General features: G+C 66.5%; 21 protein-coding genes and 1 riboswitch. Of the genes, 3 read left to right on the forward strand and 18 right to left on the reverse strand.

Annotated features, from left to right (window positions below):
• Window positions 1-28: 28 nt before the first annotated feature.
• The 12 genes from M8859_RS29495 to M8859_RS29550 form a co-directional block, all read right to left on the reverse strand.
• On the reverse strand, window positions 29-943 hold the full coding sequence (locus tag M8859_RS29495; protein WP_195139716.1) for a D-alanyl-D-alanine carboxypeptidase family protein: 915 nt from the start codon (window positions 941-943) through the stop codon (window positions 29-31).
• Between the two features lie 379 nt (window positions 944-1,322).
• Window positions 1,323-2,333 carry an ABC transporter substrate-binding protein gene (locus M8859_RS29500; RefSeq protein WP_195070853.1) on the reverse strand — a complete coding sequence of 337 codons (1,011 nt, stop codon included), beginning with the start codon at window positions 2,331-2,333 and terminating at the stop codon, window positions 1,323-1,325.
• Window positions 2,334-3,104, reverse strand: coding sequence for an ABC transporter ATP-binding protein (locus tag M8859_RS29505; RefSeq protein WP_249645152.1), 771 nt, complete (start codon window positions 3,102-3,104; stop codon window positions 2,334-2,336). It lies immediately after the preceding gene.
• Window positions 3,104-4,156 carry a FecCD family ABC transporter permease gene (locus tag M8859_RS29510; protein ID WP_249645153.1) on the reverse strand — a complete coding sequence of 351 codons (1,053 nt, stop codon included), beginning with the start codon at window positions 4,154-4,156 and terminating at the stop codon, window positions 3,104-3,106. Before M8859_RS29510 ends, M8859_RS29505 begins: the two co-directional genes overlap by 1 nt.
• Before the next feature lie 110 nt (window positions 4,157-4,266).
• A riboswitch (cobalamin riboswitch) is annotated at window positions 4,267-4,485 on the reverse strand.
• A gap of 233 nt (window positions 4,486-4,718) precedes the next feature.
• Window positions 4,719-5,279, reverse strand: coding sequence for a choice-of-anchor K domain-containing protein (locus M8859_RS29515; protein ID WP_249645154.1), 561 nt, complete (start codon window positions 5,277-5,279; stop codon window positions 4,719-4,721).
• Window positions 5,280-5,699: 420 nt separating this feature from the next.
• The gene (locus M8859_RS29520) at window positions 5,700-5,933 is read right to left on the reverse strand and encodes a hypothetical protein (RefSeq protein ID WP_249645155.1); all 234 of its coding nucleotides are present in this window, start codon (window positions 5,931-5,933) and stop codon (window positions 5,700-5,702) included.
• Between the two features lie 2 nt (window positions 5,934-5,935).
• Window positions 5,936-9,073 (reverse strand): TIR domain-containing protein, encoded by a 3,138-nt coding sequence (locus tag M8859_RS29525; RefSeq protein WP_249645156.1) that lies wholly within the window; start codon window positions 9,071-9,073, stop codon window positions 5,936-5,938.
• Window positions 9,067-10,158 (reverse strand): hypothetical protein, encoded by a 1,092-nt coding sequence (locus M8859_RS29530; RefSeq protein ID WP_249645157.1) that lies wholly within the window; start codon window positions 10,156-10,158, stop codon window positions 9,067-9,069. The genes M8859_RS29525 and M8859_RS29530 overlap by 7 nt, the downstream gene beginning before the upstream one ends.
• 370 nt (window positions 10,159-10,528) lie before the next feature.
• Complete coding sequence (locus M8859_RS29535) at window positions 10,529-10,786, reverse strand: HPr family phosphocarrier protein (RefSeq protein ID WP_159926936.1); 258 nt, start codon at window positions 10,784-10,786, stop codon at window positions 10,529-10,531.
• Window positions 10,787-10,812: 26 nt separating this feature from the next.
• The gene (locus tag M8859_RS29540; RefSeq protein WP_249645158.1) at window positions 10,813-12,843 is read right to left on the reverse strand and encodes a PTS fructose transporter subunit IIABC; all 2,031 of its coding nucleotides are present in this window, start codon (window positions 12,841-12,843) and stop codon (window positions 10,813-10,815) included.
• 11 nt (window positions 12,844-12,854) lie between these two features.
• Entirely contained in the window at window positions 12,855-13,805 is a 951-nt protein-coding gene (pfkB, locus tag M8859_RS29545; protein ID WP_159926932.1) for a 1-phosphofructokinase, read from the reverse strand.
• Window positions 13,802-14,569 (reverse strand): DeoR/GlpR family DNA-binding transcription regulator, encoded by a 768-nt coding sequence (locus tag M8859_RS29550; RefSeq protein ID WP_195070859.1) that lies wholly within the window; start codon window positions 14,567-14,569, stop codon window positions 13,802-13,804. Before M8859_RS29550 ends, pfkB begins: the two co-directional genes overlap by 4 nt.
• A 145-nt stretch (window positions 14,570-14,714) precedes the next feature.
• Between M8859_RS29550 and M8859_RS29555 the strand changes: the two genes are divergently transcribed.
• Entirely contained in the window at window positions 14,715-16,415 is a 1,701-nt protein-coding gene (locus M8859_RS29555; RefSeq protein ID WP_249645159.1) for a putative PEP-binding protein, read from the forward strand.
• A 20-nt stretch (window positions 16,416-16,435) separates the two neighbouring features.
• Here the strand turns inward: M8859_RS29555 and rfbD are convergent, their stop codons facing one another.
• The 4 genes from rfbD to M8859_RS29575 all read right to left on the reverse strand — a co-directional run bounded on the left by rfbD (window position 16,436) and on the right by M8859_RS29575 (window position 21,456).
• Window positions 16,436-17,305, reverse strand: coding sequence for a dTDP-4-dehydrorhamnose reductase (gene rfbD / locus M8859_RS29560; protein ID WP_159926926.1), 870 nt, complete (start codon window positions 17,303-17,305; stop codon window positions 16,436-16,438).
• Window positions 17,302-18,645, reverse strand: a complete 1,344-nt coding sequence (gene rfbH / locus M8859_RS29565) for a lipopolysaccharide biosynthesis protein RfbH (RefSeq protein ID WP_223522041.1) — start codon at window positions 18,643-18,645, stop codon at window positions 17,302-17,304. The genes rfbD and rfbH overlap by 4 nt, the downstream gene beginning before the upstream one ends.
• 1 nt (window position 18,646) lies before the next feature.
• Window positions 18,647-19,876 carry a glycosyltransferase gene (locus M8859_RS37355; RefSeq protein WP_249645160.1) on the reverse strand — a complete coding sequence of 410 codons (1,230 nt, stop codon included), beginning with the start codon at window positions 19,874-19,876 and terminating at the stop codon, window positions 18,647-18,649.
• Between the two features lie 260 nt (window positions 19,877-20,136).
• Complete coding sequence (locus M8859_RS29575; protein ID WP_249645161.1) at window positions 20,137-21,456, reverse strand: serine hydrolase domain-containing protein; 1,320 nt, start codon at window positions 21,454-21,456, stop codon at window positions 20,137-20,139.
• 436 nt (window positions 21,457-21,892) lie between these two features.
• On the opposite strand from M8859_RS29575, the gene M8859_RS29580 reads away from it, so the two are divergent.
• Together M8859_RS29580 and M8859_RS29585 are read left to right on the forward strand one after the other, a co-directional pair.
• A complete protein-coding gene (locus tag M8859_RS29580) occupies window positions 21,893-22,927 on the forward strand; it encodes a DUF6492 family protein (protein WP_159926918.1) in 1,035 nt (344 codons plus the stop codon).
• Window positions 22,928-23,186: 259 nt separating this feature from the next.
• The gene (locus M8859_RS29585) at window positions 23,187-23,390 is read left to right on the forward strand and encodes a hypothetical protein (protein ID WP_159926916.1); all 204 of its coding nucleotides are present in this window, start codon (window positions 23,187-23,189) and stop codon (window positions 23,388-23,390) included.
• A gap of 137 nt (window positions 23,391-23,527) precedes the next feature.
• On the opposite strand, the gene M8859_RS29590 is transcribed toward M8859_RS29585, so the two are convergent.
• Both M8859_RS29590 and M8859_RS29595 read right to left on the reverse strand, forming a co-directional pair.
• Window positions 23,528-24,400 (reverse strand): phytanoyl-CoA dioxygenase family protein, encoded by an 873-nt coding sequence (locus tag M8859_RS29590; RefSeq protein ID WP_195139724.1) that lies wholly within the window; start codon window positions 24,398-24,400, stop codon window positions 23,528-23,530.
• Window positions 24,397-24,999: a TetR/AcrR family transcriptional regulator gene (locus M8859_RS29595; RefSeq protein WP_249645162.1), complete on the reverse strand. Its 603-nt coding sequence runs from the start codon at window positions 24,997-24,999 to the stop codon at window positions 24,397-24,399. Before M8859_RS29595 ends, M8859_RS29590 begins: the two co-directional genes overlap by 4 nt.
• Window positions 25,000-25,021 lie beyond the last annotated feature (22 nt).

Consider the following 25,021-nt stretch of genomic DNA (forward strand, 5'->3'; position numbering starts at 1 on the left):
GCGGTTGGCCGGTCTGCCGCGTTCGGTGTCAATCGATCGGCAGCAGGCTCAGGATCGGGTCGTACGCCCAGTTCAGCATGCGCTCGGCGTCGTTCTTGGCGGCGACGTCGCTGTCGGGTGAGCTGTGCAGGACTACACCGATCAGCGGTATTCCCGCCCTGACCGTTTCGAACAGCAGGCAGGTTCCCGCCGCGTCGGTGTATCCGGTTTTGATGCCGATGGTGCCGGGATAGTCGCGCAGCAGCAGATTCGTGGTCTGCCAGAGGTGTGCCCGGTTGTTCGGGCCTGCGGGCAGGTGATAGCTCTTCGACCCGACGATCTCTCGGAACACTGGCGTGCTCATCGCGCGCAGGCCGAGGGCCACCAGGTCCGCTGGTGTGGAGTAGGTGGAGTGGTCGGTGGGGGCGGGCAGCCCGCTGGGGTCGGTGAAATGTGTCCCTGCCAAGCGCATGTGACGCGCGGTGTCGTTCATTCTGGCGAGGAAGCCGTCTTGGCCGGGCCCGTAGGCCTCGGCAAGGGTATAGGCGGCGTCGCAGCCGGACGGCAGCAGCATCGCGTACAGGAGTTGTCGCGCGGTGAGCACTTCACCGGGGACCAGGCCCGCGTTGCTTCCGTCGTACTTGGTGCAGTAGGCGATGATCTCCTGCGGCACGGTAATGCCCCGGTCGAGGTCGCCGGAGTTGATCACTACCAGTGCCGTCATCACCTTGGTGATACTGGCTATCGGGACCGGGATGTTCGGCTGTCGCGACCACAGCACCGTGCCGGTGATTCCCTCTGCCAGCGCTGCTCCCGACGCCTGCACTGCCTCCGGCTCAGGGGTCGGCCAGGGTAATTGAATATGGGTCTCGCTCGCGGCAGGCGCGGGCGCGACTCCATGACCGGCTACCACGACCAGCGCTCCGGCGACAGTGGCCTGCAACAATCTAGCAAATGTGCGCATAGCCGCATTCTGCCGTGTGTCTCAGCCGATCAGCGGGATTTCACCGTCTGCATTATGGGCGTTGCTCCAGTACAGCATGCAGTTAGCTAATCAAGGATGCTCTGCGCCCGGCACCTCTCGCGGCGACCGCTCGCCCAGCGGCATCACCGGATCGAACGACGAGTTCGTGTCTCGGGGTGCCTCGATGTGGACCGGCCCGATCTCGGTCAGCACCGAGGTGATCAGGGCTCAGCCGAATCCAGCGGCGGTGACGGCAGGATCGATTTCGATGACGCAACCTGCACGATGTTCATCGGTTGCGGCGTGATCATCACGTCCGATCGGAGAATTCCGCCCGGAAAGCTGTACGCCGCTGCCGGGTACAAGTGATCAGCGATGCTCAGTATCCTTTGGAACGGAGGAACCCGGCTATTGTGACGACGGCCTGGGGGTTGCGTGGACTTTCGACCAACGCGGCGTAGGGCAACGCGATGATGTTGTTCTCGCGGACAGCCGCTGTTCCGGCCATCAGCGGATGGGCGCGCAATTGCTCGATCTTCGCTTGCACCGAGTTCTCCGGGCCCGCGCCGTAGTCGACGATCACGATCGCCTGCGGATCCCGCTGTGCCGCGGCCTCCCACGAGGTCGTGGTCCACGAATCGTTCAAATCGTCGAAGATATTGGCGCCACCCGCTTCGCGGATGATCTGCGACGGTGCGGCGGTACGGCCCGAGGTGAACGGTTCCGGTGTCGCGCTGTCGAACAGGAAGACCCGGACCGGTTGCTGTCCGGCCGGTGCACTGTCGGCGGCTACGGCGACCTGTTCCTGGTATCGGGAGACCAGTTCGCCCGCCTTCTCGCGCACATCGAAGATCTCGCCCAGGTTGGTCAGGTCTGTGTACAGGGCGTCGAGCGGTTCCATAACCCCGCGGCGATTCGTTCCGGGCTGTCGGCATGCCTCGGTCAACTGGTACGGCACCGCCCCGATCGACCGCACCCATCCCGGGGTCATACCCGTGGACTCCTTGAATCCGTAGTTCCAGCCGGCGAAGACGAAATCGGGGGCGGCGGCCTGGACGACTTCGCGGGTGAAGGCGTCACCGAGCGGCGGCACGCGTTCGAAGTCGGCCTGCCACGGTGAGGTGGCGATGTCGCGTTCCTTACCGGGGTAGCTGGTGTAGCCGACCAGCCGATCGGCCAAACCGAGGGCCAACATCATCTCGGTGATCCCCGTGTCGTTGGTGATCACCCGCTCGGGGACACCGTCGACGGTGAGCGGAGCGCCGCAGTTGGTGACCGTCACCGACTCGCCGCTCACGTTCCTCGGGGCCTGCTGCACCTCGGCGCCGCAAGCTGCCGTGACGAGTACGCACGCGACAGCAATTGCCGTGATCACCGGGGATGACCTCATCTATCGTTCCTTCTGGTCGAAGATGATCTGCGGGACGCCCAGCCGGGGGTGGCTGACGATATGGCCGCCGATCGAGAACCAACGGGTGATCACCTCGGTGGTGATCACCTCGTTCGGGGGGCCCGAACACACGAGCCGGCCCGCGTGCAGGACGAAGATCCGGTCGCAGTGCTGGGCGGCCAGATTGAGGTCGTGCAGCGCCGCCACCACGGTGATGCCCAGATCTCGCGCCGCGGACAGAACGCTGTACTGGTGATGGACATCGAGGTGATTGGTCGGCTCGTCCAGGACCAGAACGCGCGGCTGCTGGGCAAGCGCCCGCGCGATCAGAACACGCTGGCGCTCACCGCCCGACAGCGACAGGAATCCGCGCGACGCGAGATGCCCGATATCGGCCGTCGCCATCGCCGCGGAACAGATCCCCCGGTCGCGTCGGTGCGTGCCCCGCAGCAGCGCGGTATGCGGTAGTCGTCCGGTGGCGACGACCTCGGCGGCGGTGAAGTCGAACGGAGTAGTCGTATCCTGGGTGAGCGCCGCTACCTGACGGGCGTTCTCGCGCATGCTGATCGCCGCGATATCCGTACGGCCGACCAGGACTCGTCCCGTCGTCGGCGACAGTGCGCGGTAGAGGCAACGCAGCAGGGTGGACTTACCGCTGCCGTTCGGGCCCACGATGCCGATGAACTCTCCTGGCGCGGCGGCCAAGGTCACCGCCTCGACGACCGTCGTGCCGTCGAACTCGACCGTGACATTCTCGTAGTCGACCCGCATCAGCCGTGCTCCACCAGTGCGCCGCGGCGTCGCATCAACAGAACGAACACGGGAACCCCCACCGCCGCGGTGATCGCGCCCAGGGGTAACTCCTGCGGTGGTAAGAGTGTCCGCGCCAACAGGTCCGCGGTCACCAGGAACACGGCGCCCAGTAGCGGTGTCACGATGGTGAGGCGCCGGTGGCCAGCGCCCACCAGCAGTCTGGCGATATGCGGAACCACCAGTCCGACGAAGCCGATCGCCCCGCAAACCGCAACGAAACATCCCGTCATCGCGGCGGAGACGACGAACAGGAGCAGCCGGAACCGGGAGGCGTTCATCCCGAGAGCGGCGCCGACCTCGTCTCCCATCGACAGTGCGTCGAGGTGTCGCGCGTACACGGCGATGACCGCCAGTCCGATCGCCGCAACCCCGGCGACCAGTGGCACCATTCGCCAGGTTGTCCCGGCCAGACTCCCGAGCAGCCAGAACATCACGGAACGGGCGGCATCCCCGTGCGGGGCAAGGAATACCAGCACCGTCGTCGCCGCGGAGAAGCCGTAGCCGAGGGCGGTACCGGTGAGCACCAGGCGCAGCGGCACCAGCCCAGAGGCCGAACGCGCCATCAGATAGACGAGCACCGTGGCGCCCAGCGCCCCGGCGAAGGCGGCGGTCGACAGCGCGTAGATACCGAGCGCGCCGAAGACCCCGAAGAGTACGACTGCGGTAGCGCCCACCGACGCACCCGAGGAGATCCCGAGGACGTATGGGTCGGCGAGCGCGTTGCGGACCATAGCCTGTACGAGCAGTCCGACCCCGCCGAGACCGGCTCCGACCAGGGCCGCCAAGAGTACGCGGGGCAGCCGGGAATCGACGACGATCCGATAGTTGGCGACGTCGGCGGCGACCACCGTCCCGCCGGTGAGTTCGGCCCAGAGGAACCAGACCGTGTCACGCCAGGGGATATGAGCCGCGCCCAGCGCCAGAGCGAGCACGCAGGCCACTGCCAGCGCCGTGATCAGGCTGGGGACCAGCACGGCGACCGACAGCCGGCGCCTCTCGACACTTCTCATCGGTCCAGCTCTACCCACACCGTCTCGAAATCGGATGTGCGCGGGCAGGCGAGCACCACAGGACCCATACCTCGTCAACCGCTCCCTCGGAGTCGACAGAAGGCCGCGCCATCGGCTCGGCCACGCGGGCAGGTCTTCGGGCTCGTGGACGTGACACCGGAACCTTCGGCCTCGCCTACTGGCGGTCGCTTCCCGGGCTCGGAGCCCAGTGCTGATGACCGCGGTCGTTTCCACATACCGCTGCGGGGCAGCTCCGGATTCCCACCGGATTCCCTCTTACGAGCCGCCCGTCCGGGGGACGAGCGGCAACCAGCGCTCGGTCACAGTAGCATTCGAGCCGCCCGCGGGACGCCGTCGCCTCGATTACCGGCCCGGAGCGCGCGCCGCGGGCGCTGGGCTGTGCATCCGAACTCCGGTCGGGTGCTCGGCTACCCGTGTCCGGTCGCTGCGCGCGAGAATGGCGGGCCGGTTCACGCGCTCGTAGCCCCTGCTGAGCCGGACCGCCGTGCCTGTTTTCGCCGCACGGCGGTGAGGTCCTGCGTCGGCGGGATCGGTGCTGGGGTCAGGAGCCCGGCTCATCCGTCGGCTCGAACCGGGCAACGAGCCAGACTCTTTTGGTTCTGCCCTCGGGATTCTGGAACTGCGGGATCACCTGCCCGGTCTGATCCAAGAAACCCGTGATCGACACCTTGTATTCGGTGTCGTCGATGTACACGATGTCGTTCTCGTGGACTACGGGCAGTTTGACCACGTCGGACACGTCGCCAGGCTGGTTGGCCGTCTCGTTATGGCGGAAACGCAGTGTGAAGGTGTGGTCGAACCCCTCGTCCTGGAAGTCCACCGTGACCTTCAGGTACACCCAGAACTGCGTGTGCTCGAGGTGGATTCGGCGGTTGTAGTGCGCGAAGATGCCGAGATTGAAATCCTTGCCGTCCAGGCGGGCATCGACGTCGGTGAGACCCGTGAAGTCATAACCGCTCTTCTCGCTGTCCTGCGCGCTGCCCCACCTGATGCTGGATCTGATGCCGCTGCTGGATGCGACGCCAGGTTTTCTCAGACCTTCGAACTGTGTCTCGTCGACGCTGACACGCGTCCATTCCCCTTTGGTGCTGACTTTGCCCACGACAGAAACCCTCCCTGGACCCGGATCTCACCGGATGATCTGTCTATCCAACGAGACTCCATCATCCCTCCACGGAGGCAACTTGTCATCGAAATCGTCTGCGAGTCAACGCTACTCGTCGGCAGGCAAGGCAACCGACCCGCAACGTCCCGTTGCCCGTCCGCCGGGCAACGGTCTGGACCCACATCCTGCGCTGCGACCGGTCCGGCCCTGATCGCGGTAGTCGGCGAGTCGGTCCGTCGTAACAACCTCGTGCAGGAAACCGAAAGTCGCCGGACCACGCTTGGAGCGATCTCCACCGAGAGGGATTCGAATGGCCTTCGGTCCTTACAGCGGCTCATGGAGCGGTTCGTTCAGTCCATCAGGTCATGGCGCGGCCTCGTGTGCAGGTCCTTTCAGCATCGGAACCGCCGCCGGCGCTCACGTAGCGATATACCGCGACTGACGCCCGTTGCGGTGGCGCGAACAAGACTCACGAGGTCGGCGAAAGCTGGTCAGATCGTGCGGGCGGAGGGCTCGGTACGGTCGCGGAATACCCGCGGGGCGCTGCTCCATGGTTTGGCCGGGCGTCTCCAGGCCTTGTTGCAGTGCGGGAGCGATGTCCTCATCCGCCTTGCGCGCGTAGGACAGGAAGACGTCTATGTCGGAGTTCATCCTCACCCTCCAGCACCGGAGCAAGCAGGCGCCGAGTACGCGGTACACAGCTGGTCGATCAGCAGCGGAACCGTGATCGGGATCTCGACGGCGCGCTGCGAAGTCAACTCATCCTTTCGATACAGCAGGATGGTGATGAAGCCATCCGATTCGTACAGCGCGATTCTTTGCGGATGCATGGTGGTGTCTATTGATTGGCGACTGGCCATGAGGCGGCGACCGGTCGCGATGTCGAAGATCTCGAAGGTCGAATCCTCGGCCACCACGACTGCGAGGGTGCCGTGATCGGCCAGGGCGAGGCCGACGATACGTTGCACTGTCACGGGAATAGTCGTCTGCTGTTGCCAGCCGCCGGAGGCGGACCGGTAGATGCGCAGCAGCCCCTCGCCTTCGGCGATTCCCGCGATCAGCGAGTCCGACACCGAGACGCGCGCGCCCGGCCTGCTGACCTCCACGGGTGCGGGCGTGGTGCGGACGTCGGAGGAATCGCCGTCCCATCCGGTGATCTGCAGTCGTCCTGCTTCGTCGCGCCAGAGGATGCGGCCGCGGTCGTCGTCGATGCCGTAGTCGACGACTCGGTCGGGCGGGATCGCGTCCACGAGTTTTCCGCTGTGGCAGTCGATCGTGCCACGTGGCCCCGCGGCTACCAGCAGCGCCTGTCGGGCCGACTTCTTGGATGTCTGGAAACCCGGAGCCGGAACGTACTTCGCAGGTCGCACGGCGCAGAAGTTGTCGGCGTCGCCGATTTTTCCGGTCTCGGTGATCAGGATCGCACGGGTTCCCGGCCCGAGGAAATCGGCGAGAATCTCCTTGCCCGCGGGGTGCACGGCGAGCACAGTGCCCGCCTTCTCGTCGCGCCAGTTCTGTACCTTGCCGTCGGGCCGCACTATCCGCACATGGTCGTATCCTTTGATCACGCGGAGCGCGCCCAGCGCGGTCGTCGTCTCGGGCAGGGGCATCTGCCGCATCCCCCAGGGTTGGTTGGAGGCGCCCTTACTCGAGAGCACTTCGATCGGCAACTCGGCTTGAACGACCGCGATTTTCGACTCGTCGGTGCTCAGCGCGAGCCCGTCGTATGCCGAGCTTTTTCGGAGAACAGTATTTCCGGCCGCGCCATCGCCGTGGGCGGAGAATCGGAGCCCCTCGTCGACGGAGACGACACCGCAGGCCAGACCGGAGGTGGCGAAACCGTTGAACCTGCGTGCGAGGCGGTTGGCGTCCACGGCCCAGACGGCCGTGGATTGCGTGCCGCCGGTGAGGTATACCTGTTCACCGTTCGCGCAGGCGCCGAGGACGGCATCTTCCCCGGCTCGGCCCGCGCTCTGGCTCCACCCTGAGGGCAGCGCCCGCCAGGTGTCGCGAGGCATGTCTTTGACCAGCGGCGGGTACGACACTTCGCCGGGCGGCCAGACAACCGAGGCGCCATCGCGGAATACGACGACGAAACCGTGCTCGACAGGCCGGATCCGTGTGGAGTGGAAGAACCGCTCCTCGCGCGCCCGGCTCTCGATGCGGACAGAACCGGGGGTGCCGGGCATGGACACCGTGCCGTCCGCCGCTACTTCGGCGAGTTCACCGGTGAGTCCGGACAGGGTGAGCCTTGGTGCGGAGTCGACCGCTTCCGGGCTCGCCCTCACTTCGGTGAGTTGGTATCCGTCCTGGTCGGGGCGCCCGAGGAGCCAGCGCCGATCGTCCGCGCGAACGGCGAAACCGCCCGAGTTGTCCAGCACATCAACCGTGCGCACCGGCTGATCGCCGAGCCGATGCACGCCGTCGGCGCGCACTACGGCGATGCCGCCCGCACCAGCGACGACGGCCGCCGGATCCTCGGGCCGTACGGCGACGCTGGGCATGCCCGCCAGTTCGGTCGTTTCGCCCCCATGGTTGGCGAAATACGAAATGCCTTGCGATCCGCCCTTCTCCTGCGTGGTGACGAGGAGGCCACCGGCGAACGTGTGCAGTGTGCACGACCAGGAATGCGACCAGGTGGGGTCCAGCCTTCGGGCCTCCCGGGTGGCCAACGAGATGATCAGTGGACCCGCGTCGCTACAACCGGCGGCCCAGCGGGATCCGACCGAGGCGATCCCACTGAGGTTCGGTACACGCAGCCGCGTCGCGAACAGTTGCCGCCCGGTCTCCAGGTCCCACTGGACCAGATACGAATCGTCGTCGTCCGGAGCATGCCCCCAGGCGAAAAGGTGCGAACCGTCGTGTGAGAAGGCGACACCCGTGCCGGGATAGCCGGCGTCCGCACGCGGGAACTCGAACGCGTGCTGCAGTACGGCACTGGAATCCGCGACGGCGAGCAATGCGGCTCGGACGCTGGTGCTCGAGGAGAGTTGCGCGGCTTCGACGCCCAGCCGGATGCCGCGTGCTGCGGAGTCCCCGGCGGCGAGCAGCGCTTGCGCCGCGTTCGCTTCTGCTCTGGCCTGCACGGCCTCTCGGTCCGCGCGCGCACGATTGCTCTCGGAGCTACGCCAATTGGAGAACGCCATGGTGGCCGCGACGAGCGCCATCACCAGCAGAATACTCAGCGCCGACACGATCGCCCTCGTCTGTCGCTGGCGGCGCTGCTGGAAGTTCGCCTCGGCGAGCAGCAGGTCCTCGGGACGTATCCCCGCGATCGGTGCGTACAAGCCCACCAGCGCGGTCTCGTCGGTTCCCGTCAGAGAACTCTGCAATTCGACCCACTTCTGCTCCTCGGGGAACCGCTTCGCCAGCGCCGACGGCAGGAATCGTGGTTCGGCGAAATCGTTGCGCGCGTCATCCCACTTCAGATCTACCGACGGGTCGTGCCGCACGAGGAACAGGCGGGACACGTCGCCCCCGTTGTCCAGCCAATGCCGGATCTCGAGATCCACCCACGGAGACTTGTAAGTGTCCGGACCGAGTAGGACGATCAGGCAGCGGGAATTCTTCAGCGCGTTCTTGATCTCCCCGCTGAGCTTGCCCGCGATGAGGGACTGGGTGTCCAAGAACAAAGAAATGAGATCGCCGTCGGGACGATGCCGTTTCGACAAGGCGACGAGCGCGCGCTGCAACTGGTGCGCGGCCTTGCTCGAGGTCTGCGCTCGATAGGAGATGAACGCGTCGAACCGCGGTCGTGATTCGTCTGTCGGCGTGGGCGTTTCGTTCAGCACGACAGACGCCCGGAGGTGGCGGCCAGCACCGCGGACTTGGGGAACTCTTTACGGACGCCGCCGGAGACCACGACAACCGACCGCTTGTCGTCGGCGCCCGTGTAGCCGATCGTGTCGCCGCACGTCGGTCCGATCACCTGCGACGCGCGGTCGGATTCGGCGAGTGCGTCTGCGAACGTTTGGGTCCGGACGTCGTACGTACGGATCCAGGACTGCGGTGCCGGATCGCACGTCTCGTCGCGCGGTGGTGCGTGCACCTGGCCGGTGACCACGACCTTGCCGTCGGCCCAGCGCAGACTGTCGATGTAGAACCACGGATCGGACAACGTGCCCGAGGACGTCATGCGGGCCAATGGGCGATCGGGGTAGGTGTCCAGTTCGCGCATCTCCGCGAGATCGACCACGCGAAGATGGGCGATGGTGATACAGGCTCCGCCGGATCCGCCCGCGGTGAGCGCCAGATAGCGCTGGTCGGGCGAGACCTCGGCGTCGAAGGTTTTTCCGTCGATCATCAAGTAGCTCAGCAACTGCCCGGCGCGGGAATATCGCGCGACGACCTGAGGTCCCCGGCGCGCACCGCCGAGCCGTGAGGCGTAGGTCAGGTAGATGTGCTCGTCCGTCGCCGCCAGCACGTCCGGCGGCCGGGAGTCCTCGTCGGTGCGTATGCCGAGCCAGCGTTCGTTCAGTCGAGTCGACGGTGTGGAACGGATCTCGCCGAGGCTGCCGTCGAATTCGACCAGGTCGAAGCCGTCCCCGGCCCGGTAGTTCGCTCGCGCGGTGATCGCGATGTCGCCCGCGAGCGCGACGCCGCGGCAGTCCATGCAGGGTGCGGTACGGCGCTCACCCGTTGCGTCGACGATGCCGATCACGTTGCCGAACACCACGAACGCAGTGCCGCGGTCGCGCCAGGCGGCAGCTGCGCCGTTCCAGTTCCCGTCTTTGGGAGCGAAAGACGTCAATGTCCGAGCGCCGATGCCATCGGTGATGGCGAGACCGGAATCGGTGCTGAGAATCGCGAAGCCTTGGCCTGCGCTGGTCGCCGTGCCGAAGTTGCGGTGGCTGCCGCAGGCGGGTAGCACCGCCACCATAACGAGTATCACGAACAGCGGCCGCAGCGAAACGCGAAGAAAAGAACGCACTCCCGCCCCCATCGGTGTCGAAGTGATCGCGGCCGACGCCGCCGCGACTCGATCACCGAATGATTGCACGAAAGACGTTGCAGCAGCGATGAGTCGCGTCATTCGGGCTGAACAAGACCCGGTACCCGTTTCGGACCCGATTCTTGTCTGTCCCGGAATACGTCACGGATGGTTCGAGAGTGGATTCACCATCACGAGGTGGCTCAAAGGGTGGGAAGCGGATTCCGAATTCTGGTTGCGAAGTTCTGTCCAAGAGCCCCGAACTGTCGACGATTTCTACCGGGCGACGAGATCACTTCGTCGATCGTGGTGCCGCTCAGGTATCGAGATCGGCGGCCACCAGTGCGGCGACCTTGTCCAGCGCGGCTTGGTCGTCGCTGGTGATCACGACCGGGGTGCCCTGTGTGGCGCCGAGGGTCATGATCATCAGCGCCGATCCCGCGTCGACCGGATCGCCGCCGGCGAGCGAGAGGGTGACGGGAACGCCCGCGGCTTGGACAGCTTCGGCGATGATGTTGGCGGGACGGGCGTGCAGGCCGATGGACGAGCCGACCTCGACGGTTGTTTGCAGCATGGCGGGGACTCCTTCTCTGGGAACGATTATCCAGCGGTAACGGTGGAGGGGGACGGAGACGGTACGGCGGTCCGCGTGCGGACCAGTTCTTTGGCGACCGTGACGCAGACCGCGCCGATGAGCGTGCCCGCGGCGAGGGCGGTGAGGAACCACAGGATGTGCCCCACCGCGAAGAAGACGAAAATGCCGCCGTGCGGTGCGCTGAGCGTGGTTCCGGTGGCCATGATCAGCGCCCCGGTGACGGCGCCTCCCGTCATCATGGAAGGTATGACCCGCAGCGGGTCGGCGGCCGCGAACGGAATAGCGCCCTCGGAGATGAACGACGCCCCCAGCAGCCACGCGGCTTTGCCGTTTTCGCGTTCGGCGGTGGTGAACAGCCGGGGTCTGATCGTGGTGGCCAGCGCCATGGCCAGCGGCGGCACCATGCCCGCGGCCATCACCGCGGCCATGATGCGCAGTGACGCGATATCGGTGACGGCCAGTCCGGCGACGGCGAAGGAATAAGCGGCCTTGTTGACCGGTCCGCCGAGATCGAAGCACATCATCAGGCCGAGCATGACTCCGAGCGTGATCGCGGACGTGCCGGACAGCCCGTTGAGCCAGCTGGTGAGTCCGCTGGTCACCGCGGCGAGCGGCTTGCCGAGCACGATGAACATGGCCGCGCCGACGATCAGTGACGCGAACAGCGGGATCACCACCACCGGCATCAGACCCCTGGCCCACTGCGGGACCGCGAAGCGCGCGATCCACAGCGCCGCGAACCCGGCGATCAGTCCGCCGACCAAACCGCCGAGGAATCCGGCCCCGACGAACACCGCGACGGCTCCCGCGGTGAATCCCGGTGCGAGGCCGGGGCGGTCGGCGATGGCGAAGGCGATGTAGCCCGACAGCGCGGGCACCAGGAAGCCGAATGCGAGAGAGCCGAGTTGGAACATCACCGCGCCGAGATAGGTGGCCAGTCCGCCATCGGGCAACGCCATCAGCGAGTTGTCCAGCACTATGGTCTTGGCGTTGTCGGCGATCTCGTAGCCTCCGAGCAGGAAGCCGAGCGCGATGAGCAGGCCGCCCGCCGCGACGAACGGGATCATGTAGCTGACGCCGGTCAGCAGGATTTGGCGCAGGCGGGTGCCCCAGCCGAGGGTTTCGGATCTCGCTGCGGAGAAAGGCTTTTCGTCGGGTGCGCGGCCGGTGACGGTGGCTGCACCGGGATCGTCCGCGGCACGCAGCGCATCGGCGATCATCGCATCCGGCTCGTTGATCGCCCGTTTGACCCCCGAAGCCACGACGGGCTTGCCCGCGAACCGGTCGCGCCCGCGCACGCCGACGTCGGTGGCGAAGACCACCGCGGCGGCGGCCGCGATGACTGCCTCGCCGAGGGGAGTGCTGCCGCTGGACCCCTGTGTTTCCACGTGCACGGTGACACCGGCGCGTTCGCCCGCGGCGACCAGGGCATCGGCGGCCATGTAGGTGTGCGCGATTCCGGTCGGGCAGGCGGTGACCGCCACGATGGTGCGCCCGGCAGCCGGTTTCTCATGCCCGGGTGCCACGCCCGCACTCGCGTTCTCCGCGGCGGTGCTGCTGCGCGAGGTGGTAGTGGTAGCGGGAGCTTCGAGGACACCCTCGACCAGGGCCACGATGTCTGCGGGCGTCGCCGCCGCACGCAGGTCAGCGACGAACTCCGGCTTCACCAGCGCACGCGCCAGGCTGGACAGCAGTTTCATGTGCTCGGCCCCCGCGCCTTCCGGCGCGGCGATCAGGAAGACGAGGTCGGCGGGACCGTCCGGGGCGCCGAAATCGACTCGCGGGGCGAGCCGGGCGAACGCGAGAGAAGCTTCGGTGACGGTCGCGGCGCGGCAGTGCGGAATCGCGATCCCACCGGGAAGTCCGGTCGCGGACTGGGCTTCCCGGGCGAGCGCCGCGTCGCGCAGTGCCGCGGCGTCTCGCGCACGGCCGGTTCCGGCCAAGCGCTCGGCGAGTGCGGCGATCACCGTCTCCTTGGCGGCGCCGAGATCGGCGTCGAGGGTGATCAGATCCTCGGAGATGATCGAGTCGGCCACCATGGCCTCCTTCAGGTGTTGTGCAGGGCGTCCAGCGCCGTGACGCAGACGGCGGCGAGGTCGATGTCGTGTGGCCCGGGTACGCCGGTGCCGGGAAGTGCGGCGGCGGCGCTGCCGTAGGCGACTGCGCGGCGCAACCGTTCGGTGGGCCCGGCGCCGTCCGAGTCGGCGAGCAGGTAGCCGGCCAAGGCCGAATCCCCCGCACCGACCGTGCTGCGCGGTGTCACGCTCGGCGCGGGCGCGTACCAGGCGCCGCCGGGGGTGACCAAGACGGCGCCCGCCTTGCCGAGCGTCGCGAGGACCGTCTCGACGCCCCGCTCGACCAGCGTCGCGGCGGCGCGTGCGGCGGCCACCGGATCCTCCAGTTCGGCGGGGTCGGCACCGGTGAGCTGACCGAGTTCCTCGGTGTTCGGTTTCAGCAACCTCGGCGGGTGGGAGCCGAAGGTGGCGGCGACCGCCCGCAGCGGCGCATCCGAGGCGTCGAGCGCCACCGGAATGCCGCGCAGCCGCCGGAGCAATGCGACGTACCAGTCGGGGGGCACTCCCGGAGGCAGCGAGCCCGACAGCACCACCCAGGACGCGGCATGGGCGAGGTCCTCGAGCGTCTCGGCAAGGGCAGCAGCGCAGGCAGTGGTCAGCGGGGGACCGGGTTCGTTGATCTTCGTCGTGGTCCCATCGGTTTCCGCGATCGTGAGATTGGTCCGCGCCGTCCCGGGCATCGGAACAGCCCGGTAGGCGATGCCCGCGTCGCTCAGCTGCCGCAGCAGCGGATCTCCGGTGTTGCCGGGCAGCACGGCCACGGTCGCGCGGCCCGCCGCGGCGACCACTCTCGACACGTTGACGCCCTTACCGCCGGGATGCGAGCTCACGGTGGCGGCGCGGTGCACCGCGCCCCGGCGCAACGCCTCGGTGAGGGTTACGGTGCGGTCGATGCTGGGGTTGGCGGTCAGCGTGACGATCATGCCGTGACCACCTCGAGGCCGGAGGCGCTGAGCTCGCTGCGCACCGAATCCGGCACGCCGGTGTCGGTGACCAGGGCGTCGACGTCCTCGACCTCCGCGAATCGCACCAGATCCTCGCGGCCGACCTTGGTGGAGTCGGCGACCACGACGACGCGGTGCGCGCTGGCCACCATGGCTCGCTTGACCGCGGCCTCATCGATGTCCGGGGTGGACAGGCCGTGCGAGGTGGTGAGCGCGTTGGTCCCGAGAAAGCAGACATCGACCCGCAGTTCGGCGAGCATGCGCTGGGTCTCCGGGCCGACGGCGGCCTGGGTGACGCCGCGGACGCGTCCGCCGAGCAGGTGCAACCGCACCGCGGCGTGCCCGCTGAGGCGGGCCGCGATCGGCACCGAATTGGTGACCGCTACCAGCTCGCGGTCGGTCGGCAGCAGTGCGGCGATCCGCGCGGTGGTGGTGCCCGCGTCGAACAGGACACTGCCACCGGTGGGCGGCAGGAATTCCAACGCCGCTTTGGCGATGCGGTCTTTCTCCGCCGCGCGGCTGTGCTCGCGTTCGCCGGTGCCGAGCTCGATCGCGGTCAGCGCCGCGGCAGGCACCGCGCCGCCGTGCACACGCCTGACCAAGCCCATCCGGTCCAGGACCGCGAGATCGCGCCGGACTGTCTCGGTCGTGACGCCGTATTGATCGGACAGCTCGGTGACCGACACGCGCCCTCGTTGCCCGACCAGCGTCGCGATCGCCTGCTGCCGTTCCTCGGCGTACATCCGACCTCCCGGTTCGATGTTTGTTTATGTTGTTTTATATCTGAATGTGTTGCTTTGTCAATCGCATGGCGTAGTCTGGATCACATCGAAGATCGGATGGGCAGGGAATCGGGCTCGCCGGTTCAGGTGTGGAGGTAGGCGACGGATGACGGGATCTTTGCAGGTAGAAATGGAATCGTTAGTACTGTGCGGCACACCGGCGGTCTCCGGGGTAGCATGTGCGCCCGCTGTCCGGCCGGGTGCCCGTCTACGCGTTGCGGAGTCGACTGATTCGATTCCCGAGCCCGGTCGGGCATCCGAGCAAGCGGCGTTCCTGGCGGCAGCGGCCACGGTCGCGGACCGTTTGCGGGGACGAGCGGCCCGGGCCGGCGGCGCCGCCGCGGAAGTCCTCGCCGCGAACGCCGCGATGGCCACCGACCGCGGCTGGCTCGGTGTGGCGCAGAAGCTGATCGCGGCCGGCACACCGGCGCGTGCGGCGGCGGTCGCGGCCACCGACCAGTTCGCCGAGATGTTCATCAAGCTCGGCGGGCTGATGGCCGAACGCGTGACAGATCTCCGGGACGTCTGCGATCGGGTCGTCGCCGAACTGGCCGGCGCGCCCGAACCAGGCATCCCGGTGCCGCCAGAGCCCTCGATCCTGCTCGCCGACGACCTCGCGCCCGCGGATGCGGCGGGCCTCGACCCCTCGCTCATCATCGGCTTGGCGACGTCATTCGGCGGGCCTACCAGCCACACGGCGATCATCGCGCGGCAACTCGGCATTCCTTGTGTCGTCGCGGTGGCCGGTCTCGACGCAATCGCGGCGGGTACGCCCGTCCTGCTGGACGGCTCGTCCGGGCGCGTAGTCATCGATCCCGATCCCGAGGTTGCGGCACGCGCGGTCGAGCGGTTCCGTGCCCGGACGGCCCGAGACGCCGCCTGGACCGGGCCGGGCGCAACCGCGGACGGTCACCGGGTGGAAGTACTGGTCAACGTCCAAGATGGCCCAGGCGCGCAGGCCGCGCGCCGAACACCGGCCGAAGGCGTCGGCCTGTTCCGCACCGAATTGTGCTTCCTGGACCGCGAAACCGAGCCCGCGGTAGCAGAGCAAGAGCGCATCTACCGCGAGGTGTTCGACGCGTACGCCGGCGCCAAGGTGGTGATCCGGACCCTGGACGCCGGATCGGACAAGCCGCTACGATTCGCCGACCATGCCGACGAGGCCAATCCCGCGCTCGGGGTACGGGGTATCCGCATTGCCGCGCGCGACGCCGGAATCCTCGACCGGCAACTCGACGCGATCTCGCAAGCCGCCGCCGGCCGTTCGCCGGTGCCCTGGGTGATGGCGCCGATGATCTCGACCGCGGCCGAAGCGGAATCCTTCGCCGAGAAGGTGCGCGGCCGGGGGCTGATCCCCGGCGCGATGATCGAGGTGCCCGCCGCCGCGCTCACGGCGGAGGCGATTCTGCGCCACGTCGATTTCCTCTCCGTCGGCACCAATGACCTCGCGCAATACACAATGGCGGCCGACCGGATGTCTCCCGCACTGGCCGCCCTCACCGATCCGTGGCAACCGGCGGTGCTGGCTCTCGTCGCGCGCACGGCGGCTGCGGGTCAGCGCCTCGGCAAGCCCGTAGGGGTGTGCGGTGAAGCCGCGGCGGATCCGGCCTTGGCATGCGTGCTGGTCGGCTTCGGCGTCGGATCGCTGTCCATGGCAGCGGGCGCGGTCGCCGCGGTGGGCGCGGGCCTGGCCGAGGTGACCCGTGAGCAGTGCGAGCGCGCCGCGACCGCCGCGCTGGCGGCTTCCGACCCGGCCGCTGCTCGTGCGGCCGTGCGAGCGTTCCTCGGCTGGGCGCCCGGCGCCTGACGATCGAAGATTCCGACCGTTCACGACCGGACGTCACGAACTGCAGCTCTGATAGCGCGACGGAGTCCGTCACGCCAGTGGGGTAGGGGCGTAAGGCCGCTTCCGATCCACGATGCGTTCGACAGAACGGCATTCCGCGGCCGGGTTGCGGCATCTCGGAATTCCGATGTCCGGCAAGGCCGCAACAGATCCGCATCGAGTCCCGCCGCTTCGACGACCGCACGAGCGAATCGGTATTTGGATGCGGCGCCGCCTCCGGTCGCGTGGAGCAGGTGCGGTGGATTCGGGTGCGCGACGAGGTCGAACAGTGCGGACACGAGATCGTCGACGTAGGTGGGGGACGCGATCTGGTCGGTGACGACCGCGACGCGCTCGCCTCGGGAGCATCTCCGCACGAGTGCGGCCGGGAAATCCCGATCGGTCCCCGAGTACAGCCACATGGTGCGGACGATCCGCACATCGGGCAACGCTGCTCGGGCGGCCTCCTCACCTGCCAACTTGGATCTTCCGTACACGCTCGACGGGACGGTCGGCGACCAGGTTTCCCATGGACTCGACGCCGCCCCGTCGAAGACGTAGGCGGTCGAGATGTGCAGTAGTCGCGCTCCACTCTTCGCGCAGGCTCGGGCCAGCAGTCCCGGGCCGACCGCGTTGACCGCGAACGCTTTATCGGCTTCGATCTCGGCGGCGTCTACGCCGGTGTAGGCCGCGCAGTTGATGACGACATCGCCGGGGCCGACGGTGTCGTTCACCGCTGTTGCGTCGGTGATGTCGAGTTCTTTCGATCCGAACCCGAGCACCTGTCGATCAGCGCGACGAAACGGGCTCGTCGCCCTTGTTATCCCACTGCCGAGCAGTCCGTCGGCACCGGTGACCACCAACCTGTTCACCGCTTGTCCTCGCGGGAGATCGGCACGAGCCGGACCGGGGAGTCTCGGTAGCCCGAAACGTACTCTCGGATCGAGGCGACCATGTAGTCGGTCATCTCGTCGGTTATTCCGGGGTACACGCCTATCCAGAAGGTGTTGTCGGCGACGTAGTCGCTGGCCGCCAAGCTGCCGGATATTCGGCACTCGATGTTCGAGTACGCCGGATGGCGGAGGAGATTTCCGGCGAAGAGGCCACGGGTCGCGATTTTGCGGTGTTCGAGGAAGTTGACGATGTCGATGCGGCCGAAAGGCGCGTCCGGCAGCACCGTGAGGGCGAATCCGAACCAGCTCGGATCGCTACCGAGGGTCGGTTCCGGCAGGCGGAGATGGTCGATCCCATCCAGGCCTTCGCGAAGCCGACGCCAGTTGTGACGCCGACGGGAGCAGAAATCGTCCAGTCTGGCCAGCTGGGAGAGCCCGAGCGCAGCCTGGATATCTGTTGTCTTCAGGTTGTAGCCGATATGCGAATAGATGTACTTGTGGTCGTATCCGTAGGGAAGGCAGCCCAGCTGCTGGGTGAACCTCTTCCCGCATCTGTTGCTTTCGCCCGGCTCACACCAGCAGTCGCGTCCCCAATCGCGCAGAGACTTCACGACGCGTGCTGTGGTCAGGTCGTTGGTCAGCACACATCCGCCCTCACCTGTGGTCAAATGATGTGCCGGGTAGAAGCTGACGGTGGCCAGATCGCCGAAGGTGCCGGTAACTCGTGACCGGTATGTCGAGCCGACTGCATCGCAATTGTCTTCGATCAGGAACATGCCGTGCTCCGCGCACAACGCGGAGATCTCCGCCACCGCAAACGGGTTACCGAGTGTGTGTGCCAGTACCACGGCACGGGTTCTCGGGCCGATTGCCTCCTCCACGGCCTCAGGTGTCGTGTTGTATGTGGCGGGATCGATATCCACGAATACCGGTTTCAACCCGTTTTGCAGGATCGGGTTCACTGTCGTCGGGAAGCCGGCGGCAGCCGTGATCACCTCATCCCCGGGGCACAGCCGGGAGTCGCCCAGTTCCGGGGCGGTCAATGCGGTGACCGCGAGCAGGTTCGCCGAAGAGCCGGAGTTGGTGAGTCGCGCCTTGCGGAGACCCATTTTTCTGGCGAATTCTCTTTCGAATCGATGTGCCAGGATTCCCGCCGCGATACGCATATCCAGCGCGGCCTCGAGGACGGCGACCCTGTCGTCGTCGTCGAGGCAGGCGCCGGATGATTGGATCTCGGTGACGCCCGCGACGAAGTGATTCTCGGTCTGCGAATTGTGGAACCGTCGGATAATCGTGATCAGATCGTCTCTATCGTTCACTCTATTTCTCCCGGTGCGAGAAGCCTGGAACGAGGTCTCTGAGGTCTTCGGTAAATGCGGATTGCGGCGGCAGTGCCCACATATGCCGCTTGAGCGCTCGCGCGGCCTGCTGGTAGGTGGGGTCGTCGAGGATTCGCCGGCAGGCAGTGAGAACATCGGAGGCGGTGACGGTCATGGGATCGAGGTGGATGCCGGTGCCGAGGATTTCGCAGCGTCGTGCATTTCCGGGATGATCGGCGAAGAAGGGAAGTACCAGCTGCGGGACTCCGTAGGTTATCGTGTCGCGCATCGAATTCAATCCACCGTGTGTGATGAACAGGTCCACATTCGCCAATACGAGGGACTGCGGGACGTACGGCAGGACATGGATGTGTGCTGGTAGCGATCGGAATCTGTCCTGATACAGCGACAGCAGCGAGACGACCGCGGTACACCGGAGCTCGGCCAAAGCCGCGAAGACCTCCCCGTAGATCTCGGTCATTCGATCCCTGAACCGCGGTGAGAAGGGGCCGATCGATCCTAGCGAGAGGTAAACGATCGGCCTATCGCCAGGCATCGAGGTGAACACCTCCGGGAGCAGTTGATCATTGTGCCGTACCGGTGGTTCGTGCCGGTAACGGACCAATGGGGTGTCGAGATCGGCGTTATTGAATTCTCTCGGCGTCAGGGAGACCGTGAGATGTCGCAGGATTCCTGGCGTCGGCGGTTCTTCCGGAAGCCCGAGTTTGGCCCGTTGCGTGGTCAAAGCGGGTCGGATCAGGTCTTCGTGGAGGTTTCGCACAAGCTGCAGCGGGCCGATGTCCACCGTGACGTGGGGTATTTCGAGCACCTCCGCGGCCAGGTAACCGCCGAACTCCGAGCACTCGTGCAAGACGACATCAGGCCGCCACCGTTGGGACAGGTCCAGTACGTCTTCCGCGACACGCAAGGCGATACGGTCACCGAGGAACTCCGTCATGTACATCCGGTCGAACGCGTCTATGTCCCGGTCGAGCAGACACCCGAAAATCGCTGCATCGAACTCGCGGTCGGCCCACCGTATTCCCACGTCTACGGTATCGACGCCGTAGTTGCTGTGCAGCCAGGCCGCCCACTTCTGGGGTGCCGCAACGCGGACATCGTGGCCGTGCCTGCTCAGCGCGTCGGCCAGTGTGACCAGCCCCCGAAAGTGGGATTCGAACTGGTTGACGGTCACCAGCACGCGCATGCGATCTGCCCGCGAGAAAGCCATGTCCGCAGCGTGACACATTGGGGCTCAACGACGTACGCGTTTCCACGGAACTGGATCAGCGACGGTTTCCGCTCGGATGGTGCCTTCTTCCCACTGCGGCGGCTCCACGTCAGCATCAGCACCAAGACAGCCGGGGCAGGGAAGGGGCGGGGTCCATCTCGGTGTCGTCGGTGCGCAACTCACGCAACACGACGCCGACCGGCTCGGGCTGCATCATCAATCCCTCGGTCTCGGCGGCCCAGTGTGAACATGTTGCGCCGCTACCGAATTCCAGGGGTCGCCGGGTGCGGGCCGACGCAGGCGAGGATGAAGCAGCCCGGTGGCCAATTCGCGAGCGGCGTGGACATGGGCTTGCCCAGGCAGGATAGCGGGTTGCAGCCCGGGTAGGCCATCGGGCCGATACCGAGCGCGGCGAGGGTCGCGTCCGGATTCGACATCATCGGATCCGACAGTTGGGTATTCGCCTGCTGTTCGTAGGGTGCCGCGGCGGGTATGCGGGGTTGCCGGAAGGCGGAGCCGACGGCACGCAGGACGTCGTGCGGGAAACTCAACGCGCTGCCCGGAACCGTGACGCCGGTCCAGCTGACCATCAATCCGAGGCTCGGCACGACGAAGTTGTCCTGGCGCATCATCCCCGACATCTGCATCGCATCCGGCGGCAGACCAGGAAAGTAATTGGCGCAGTCCGGCCCGTTCACGACGAACAGGAAGCCGTAGCAGGGGTTCGTCGGGGTGGGCCGGCCGGCCTGCGCGAGATAATCTCCCGAAATGATTTGATGACCGCCCCACTGGCCGCGATTGGTGAGCAGGAGGCCGAGCTTGGCGAAATCGTCCGGTGGCAGCAGGAGATGCGCGTAGCCATAGGTGTTTCCGCTACGGTCACGCCCCCAGAAGTAGTCGGTCGGCGGAATGCCCAACGGATCGAACAGTTTTCGCTGAGCGTAGGTCTGGAAGTCCTCGCCGACCGCACGTTGGATGACGTATACGAGCAGATCGACAGCGCGCTGACTGTAGCGCCACTCGGTGCCCTGCTGTTGATCGATCGGCATCGCCAACGCCTGCGCGACCACATTCGGGTCGATTTGCGCCAGCCCGGTGATGCCCTCGGAGGCCACCGCCACCCGCATGCCGCTGGATTCGATGAGCAGATTCCGCACCGTGATCGCGCGATGTCCGGCATCACCGAGCTCGGGCGGCAGATAGGCGCCGATCGGGTCATCGAGCCGCAGCCGCTGCTCGTCCACCGCGATCCCGGCCACCATCGAAACCACACTCTTGGTGCTGCTCCATAGATTCCACGGCACACCGGCGGCCCGTGCGTTGTCGGGACCGGTCGCGATCAGGCAATTGTTCCGGAAGATCTGCAGCGTCGTGCGCGTCGAATCCGCCGCGAGGGCCACCGCCTGGCGCAGCGCCGCCGAATCGAGTCCGACCTCCTCCGGTGTCGCCGTTTCGGGGACCCGTCCACTGCTGACCGCGCAATGCCTCAGCCCGTCCGGCTCGGCCTGTGCCATCACCGGTGCACCGACCCCGAGCATCGACGTGGCCACCGTAATGGCGGCCATCGCAATGCTTCTCATACCTCGACCACGCCGGCCTCCGCTCTCGACGAACTCCACCTGGCTCATCGCCCCCACCTCACCCCCGGTTACCACCTTGGGTGCCCCTACTTGCAGGGGGGCGGACCCGCGCCGTCACCGCATCCGCCCGTGCCGGACGACGTGGAAGTATCCGTTGCGACCCCGGCCGTATCGGCCACTGCTATGTGGTGGACGCCTACTGCGGTCCCGACCGCGAGCACGCGAGGTGTCCGTGCTCGCGAACCTGCTCCGATGGCGCTTGTTCACGCCAACCCCTCGGCTGTACGCGATCTGGAGGCGCTCCGCTTCCACGACATGATCGGCGAGAACGAGCGGCGAGCACTCTGACCATCACCAACATCTTCATCGACCAGACCGCCAACCCACGAATCCTGGCTATAGTTACCGGCGACGATCAGCCAGGGAGAGCCTGAACGTGACCACCGAAACTGTGTACCTGCCGGCGATCGACGTCATGATCCCGGTAGCGGCCAAGGATTTGACCAGCCTCGATGCCTGTCTCACGGGACTGAGAACACACTGCCGTAATCCGATCCGATCGGTGAATGTCGTCGGGTCCGCGCGACTCCGCGTCCAGGTGCGGACCGACCACGTGCTGCAGTGGATCGATGAGGAAGGGGTCTCGCCGACACCGGCCTCGATCGAGGCGACCCTGCGCGCGGCAGGCGGTGATCACGACAATTCGTCCTGGTACTGCCAGCAGTTGATCAAACTGAACTGCTTCCGCATCCTGCCGAGTACGGTCCAGCACCTCCTGGTCCTCGACGCGGACTACACGCTCGTCGACGATGTCGTGTTCGTCGAAGGCGATGGCACATCCTGTCTGGCACTTGGTTATCCACTGCATTGGCGCCTCGGCACCCGTCAACATGCCATCCCCGCCCGCCACTCCGCGATCACCGCAGCGACCCGGCTGCTTGCCGAGTGGCGGCCGGTCGACCCATACAGCGGAATGCAACATCACATGGTGTTCGACAGGAAAATCCTGACGGATCTGACTCGGCGAGTCGAGAATCAGCATGAGCGACCGTTCTGGAAGGCATTCCTGGCGACGATTGAACACACCAAATGGACCGGTGCTTCGGAATATGTTCTCTACCGCCACTTCGCAGCGAAGTTCTTCCCTGAACAGATCCGGTCACGACACCTCGACGCCATCGACATCGTCCAGCCCGCCGAAAACGCATCGTGGACATTGGCCGACGCTGTCGCCAGCGCCCGCCGGGCGGGAATCAAGGCGATCGGATGCCACAGTTTCCTCAACTACCGCAAACGGATTGCCACCATGGACTACATACCCGACCAGTTGCGCGTCCGGCTGCAAACAACCCTCGGGGCGCTGATGCTCGACCTGAACCAAGGCGACCTTCACATCGCCGCTGCAACCCTGCCTCTGGGGCGCGCCGAAGTACTGGACACCGATGCTGTGACGGTGCTTGATTCGGCCTGATTCTCGGCAACTTCGAACGCGAGGACGCGAACCGGGCCTCAACGCGCGCGAGCCCGTCGCGGTCGAGGGTGGTGTGCGCCCGAGTGGGATCGGCCTGCGTGGCACCGTGGCTTCTGGCACGGATAGCTCAGGTTGTAGCAGGTTGTGTCGGCCGATCGCGTCAAAACTGTGTGTTGACGCGGTTTGCGGGTATGCGCATCAGAGGAACTCGATGACTTGCTCGGGTGTCATCGTTTCCGACGGACATCAGGAGGTTCTCATGCTCGCCATCGCCGCAGCCGTAGCATTCGGTCTCGCGCTCATTTTCGATCTGGCGGATGCCACCTTCGGTGAGGCCATTACCGGCGGTACCTTCGTCACCCTCGGACTGTTGTTGATCACCCTGCACCTCGCGGGATTCGGTACCAGCGCGCGCGCCGGTACCGGGGGCCGCTCCCGGAGCTGGCGGCGCGTCCGTCGCTGAGCGCTGTCGTCCGGCTCGACCGGTTCGGTGGCGACGTCATCGTCGTCATCGGAGCCACAGGTGACCGCGACCCGAGCAAGCGCCGCCTTCTCGGGGGAGTACCCCTGTGCCCGGACGGGACAGTGGTGGCAACCCCGTCATCGAGTTCGAGATGTTTCGAGTAGGCGTTTGGGGTGCATGCCGTTGACTTGGCCGATGAAGGGTGGGTGGATGCTGTAGCCGAGCATGCGGCGGATGTCTTCGGAGACGGTGCGGGCGCAGTCACGGCTGGTGGACAGGGTGAAGGCTTCCTGGGGTCGCAGCCAGGGTTCGCAGTACTGGGCGGTCACGGCCAGTCGTGGATGTGCGGAGCGGTTGGCGCCGCCGCCGTGCCAGAGAGTGCCGAGGAAGAACACGCACGACCCTGGTGTCATCTCGACGCTGACGATCGAGTCGGAGGCTGTGGGCCGCCGGTCGGCCCACAGGTGGCTGCCGGGGATGACGACAGTGGCGCCGTTGGTTCGGGTGAAGGGGTCGATAGCCCACACGGTGGCCGCCCCGACCGGCGGGCGGGGCCGAGGCAGCGGATAGAACCCATCGTCGTGGTGCAGCAGCTGCGCGTTCTCGCCGGGCAGGATGTTGATGACTTGTAGCTGGGACAGCAGGTAATTCGGTAGGAACAGTCTGTCGAGCAGGGCCAGCACCCGCGGATGGTCGACGAGGCGGTCGCAGTCGCGGGTTTTCTCCAGCACGCTGTAGAGGCGTTGGGTGCGTTGCCCTTCGAAGATGTTGCGGCCGGTGTGATCGAGCAGTTCTGCGGCGGACTCGCGGATACGTGCACAGTCCTCGGTGCTGATGAGGTCTTCGAGGATGACGTAGCCGTCGCGTTCGAGGGCGGCCATGTCGGCATCGACCACCGCCGGATCGACCGTGGCACCGCCGCTTTCGGTGGCCTTGTGCCGCCCCGCCAGGTCGGTGCCGAGGTCCTCGAGTTCGGTGACAGTGCCGGTAGGGGCGGGTTTGTGGTTCATGGTGTGTGTCCTCTCTTGTCGGTGAGTCCGACTGCTCCGGAGACGAAGGCCCAGAGCTGAGCGATGACGGACTCCGGAGTCGGACGGGGGGTGCGCGTGAGCGCGACCGACACCACGGCGTTGGTGCCGCCGAGGGTGGCGGCGGCCAGATACTCCGGATCACGATCGGCGGGGATCTCGCCGTGGTGCTGGGCGCGCGCCATGTTGCGGGCGCCGAGTTCGATGAGCATGCTCAGCCGCGCGGTGTGCGCAGCCGCGACCTCGCCGTCGCCGACCAGACCGCCGAGCACGATCGGGGCCAGCGGCTCGCCGTAGAGAAAAGCCACCCAGTCCCGGATGCGGTGCTGTTCCCGTGCCGCCCAATTGGATTCGGGGTACTCACGCAGCGCCGCGGCATCGCAGAGCCGGTCGTAGAACGACTCGAGCACCGCGACCAGCAGTCCGGTGCGGGTCCCGAAATACCGGTACGGGAGCCCGGTGCTGACACCGGCGCGGCGTGCCACCGCCGCGACTTCCAACTCCCCGGTCTCGCTCAGCTCATCCGCGGCTGCCTGAAGCAGGTTCTGGCGAGCGGCGCTTCCGCGTGCGGTCTTGCCCATGATCGAATGGTAAGTTGAGTTC

The organism is Nocardia sputi, from assembly GCF_023501985.1.

Excerpts from the sequence above, each read along its gene's own strand:
- M8859_RS29495 (WP_195139716.1), bottom strand. The coding sequence starts at position 943 with ATGCGCACATTTGCTAGATTGTTGCAGGCCACTGTCGCCGGAGCGCTG.
- M8859_RS29500 (WP_195070853.1), bottom strand. The coding sequence starts at position 2,333 with ATGAGGTCATCCCCGGTGATCACGGCAATTGCTGTCGCGTGCGTACTC.
- M8859_RS29505 (WP_249645152.1), bottom strand. The coding sequence starts at position 3,104 with ATGCGGGTCGACTACGAGAATGTCACGGTCGAGTTCGACGGCACGACG.
- M8859_RS29510 (WP_249645153.1), bottom strand. The coding sequence starts at position 4,156 with ATGAGAAGTGTCGAGAGGCGCCGGCTGTCGGTCGCCGTGCTGGTCCCC.
- M8859_RS29520 (WP_249645155.1), bottom strand. The coding sequence starts at position 5,933 with ATGAACTCCGACATAGACGTCTTCCTGTCCTACGCGCGCAAGGCGGAT.
- M8859_RS29535 (WP_159926936.1), bottom strand. The coding sequence starts at position 10,786 with ATGCTGCAAACAACCGTCGAGGTCGGCTCGTCCATCGGCCTGCACGCC.
- pfkB (WP_159926932.1), bottom strand. The coding sequence starts at position 13,805 with ATGATCGTCACGCTGACCGCCAACCCCAGCATCGACCGCACCGTAACC.
- M8859_RS29550 (WP_195070859.1), bottom strand. The coding sequence starts at position 14,569 with ATGTACGCCGAGGAACGGCAGCAGGCGATCGCGACGCTGGTCGGGCAA.
- M8859_RS29555 (WP_249645159.1), top strand. The coding sequence starts at position 14,715 with ATGACGGGATCTTTGCAGGTAGAAATGGAATCGTTAGTACTGTGCGGC.
- M8859_RS37355 (WP_249645160.1), bottom strand. The coding sequence starts at position 19,876 with ATGGCTTTCTCGCGGGCAGATCGCATGCGCGTGCTGGTGACCGTCAAC.
- M8859_RS29575 (WP_249645161.1), bottom strand. The coding sequence starts at position 21,456 with ATGAGAAGCATTGCGATGGCCGCCATTACGGTGGCCACGTCGATGCTC.
- M8859_RS29585 (WP_159926916.1), top strand. The coding sequence starts at position 23,187 with ATGCTCGCCATCGCCGCAGCCGTAGCATTCGGTCTCGCGCTCATTTTC.
- M8859_RS29590 (WP_195139724.1), bottom strand. The coding sequence starts at position 24,400 with ATGAACCACAAACCCGCCCCTACCGGCACTGTCACCGAACTCGAGGAC.
- M8859_RS29595 (WP_249645162.1), bottom strand. The coding sequence starts at position 24,999 with ATGGGCAAGACCGCACGCGGAAGCGCCGCTCGCCAGAACCTGCTTCAG.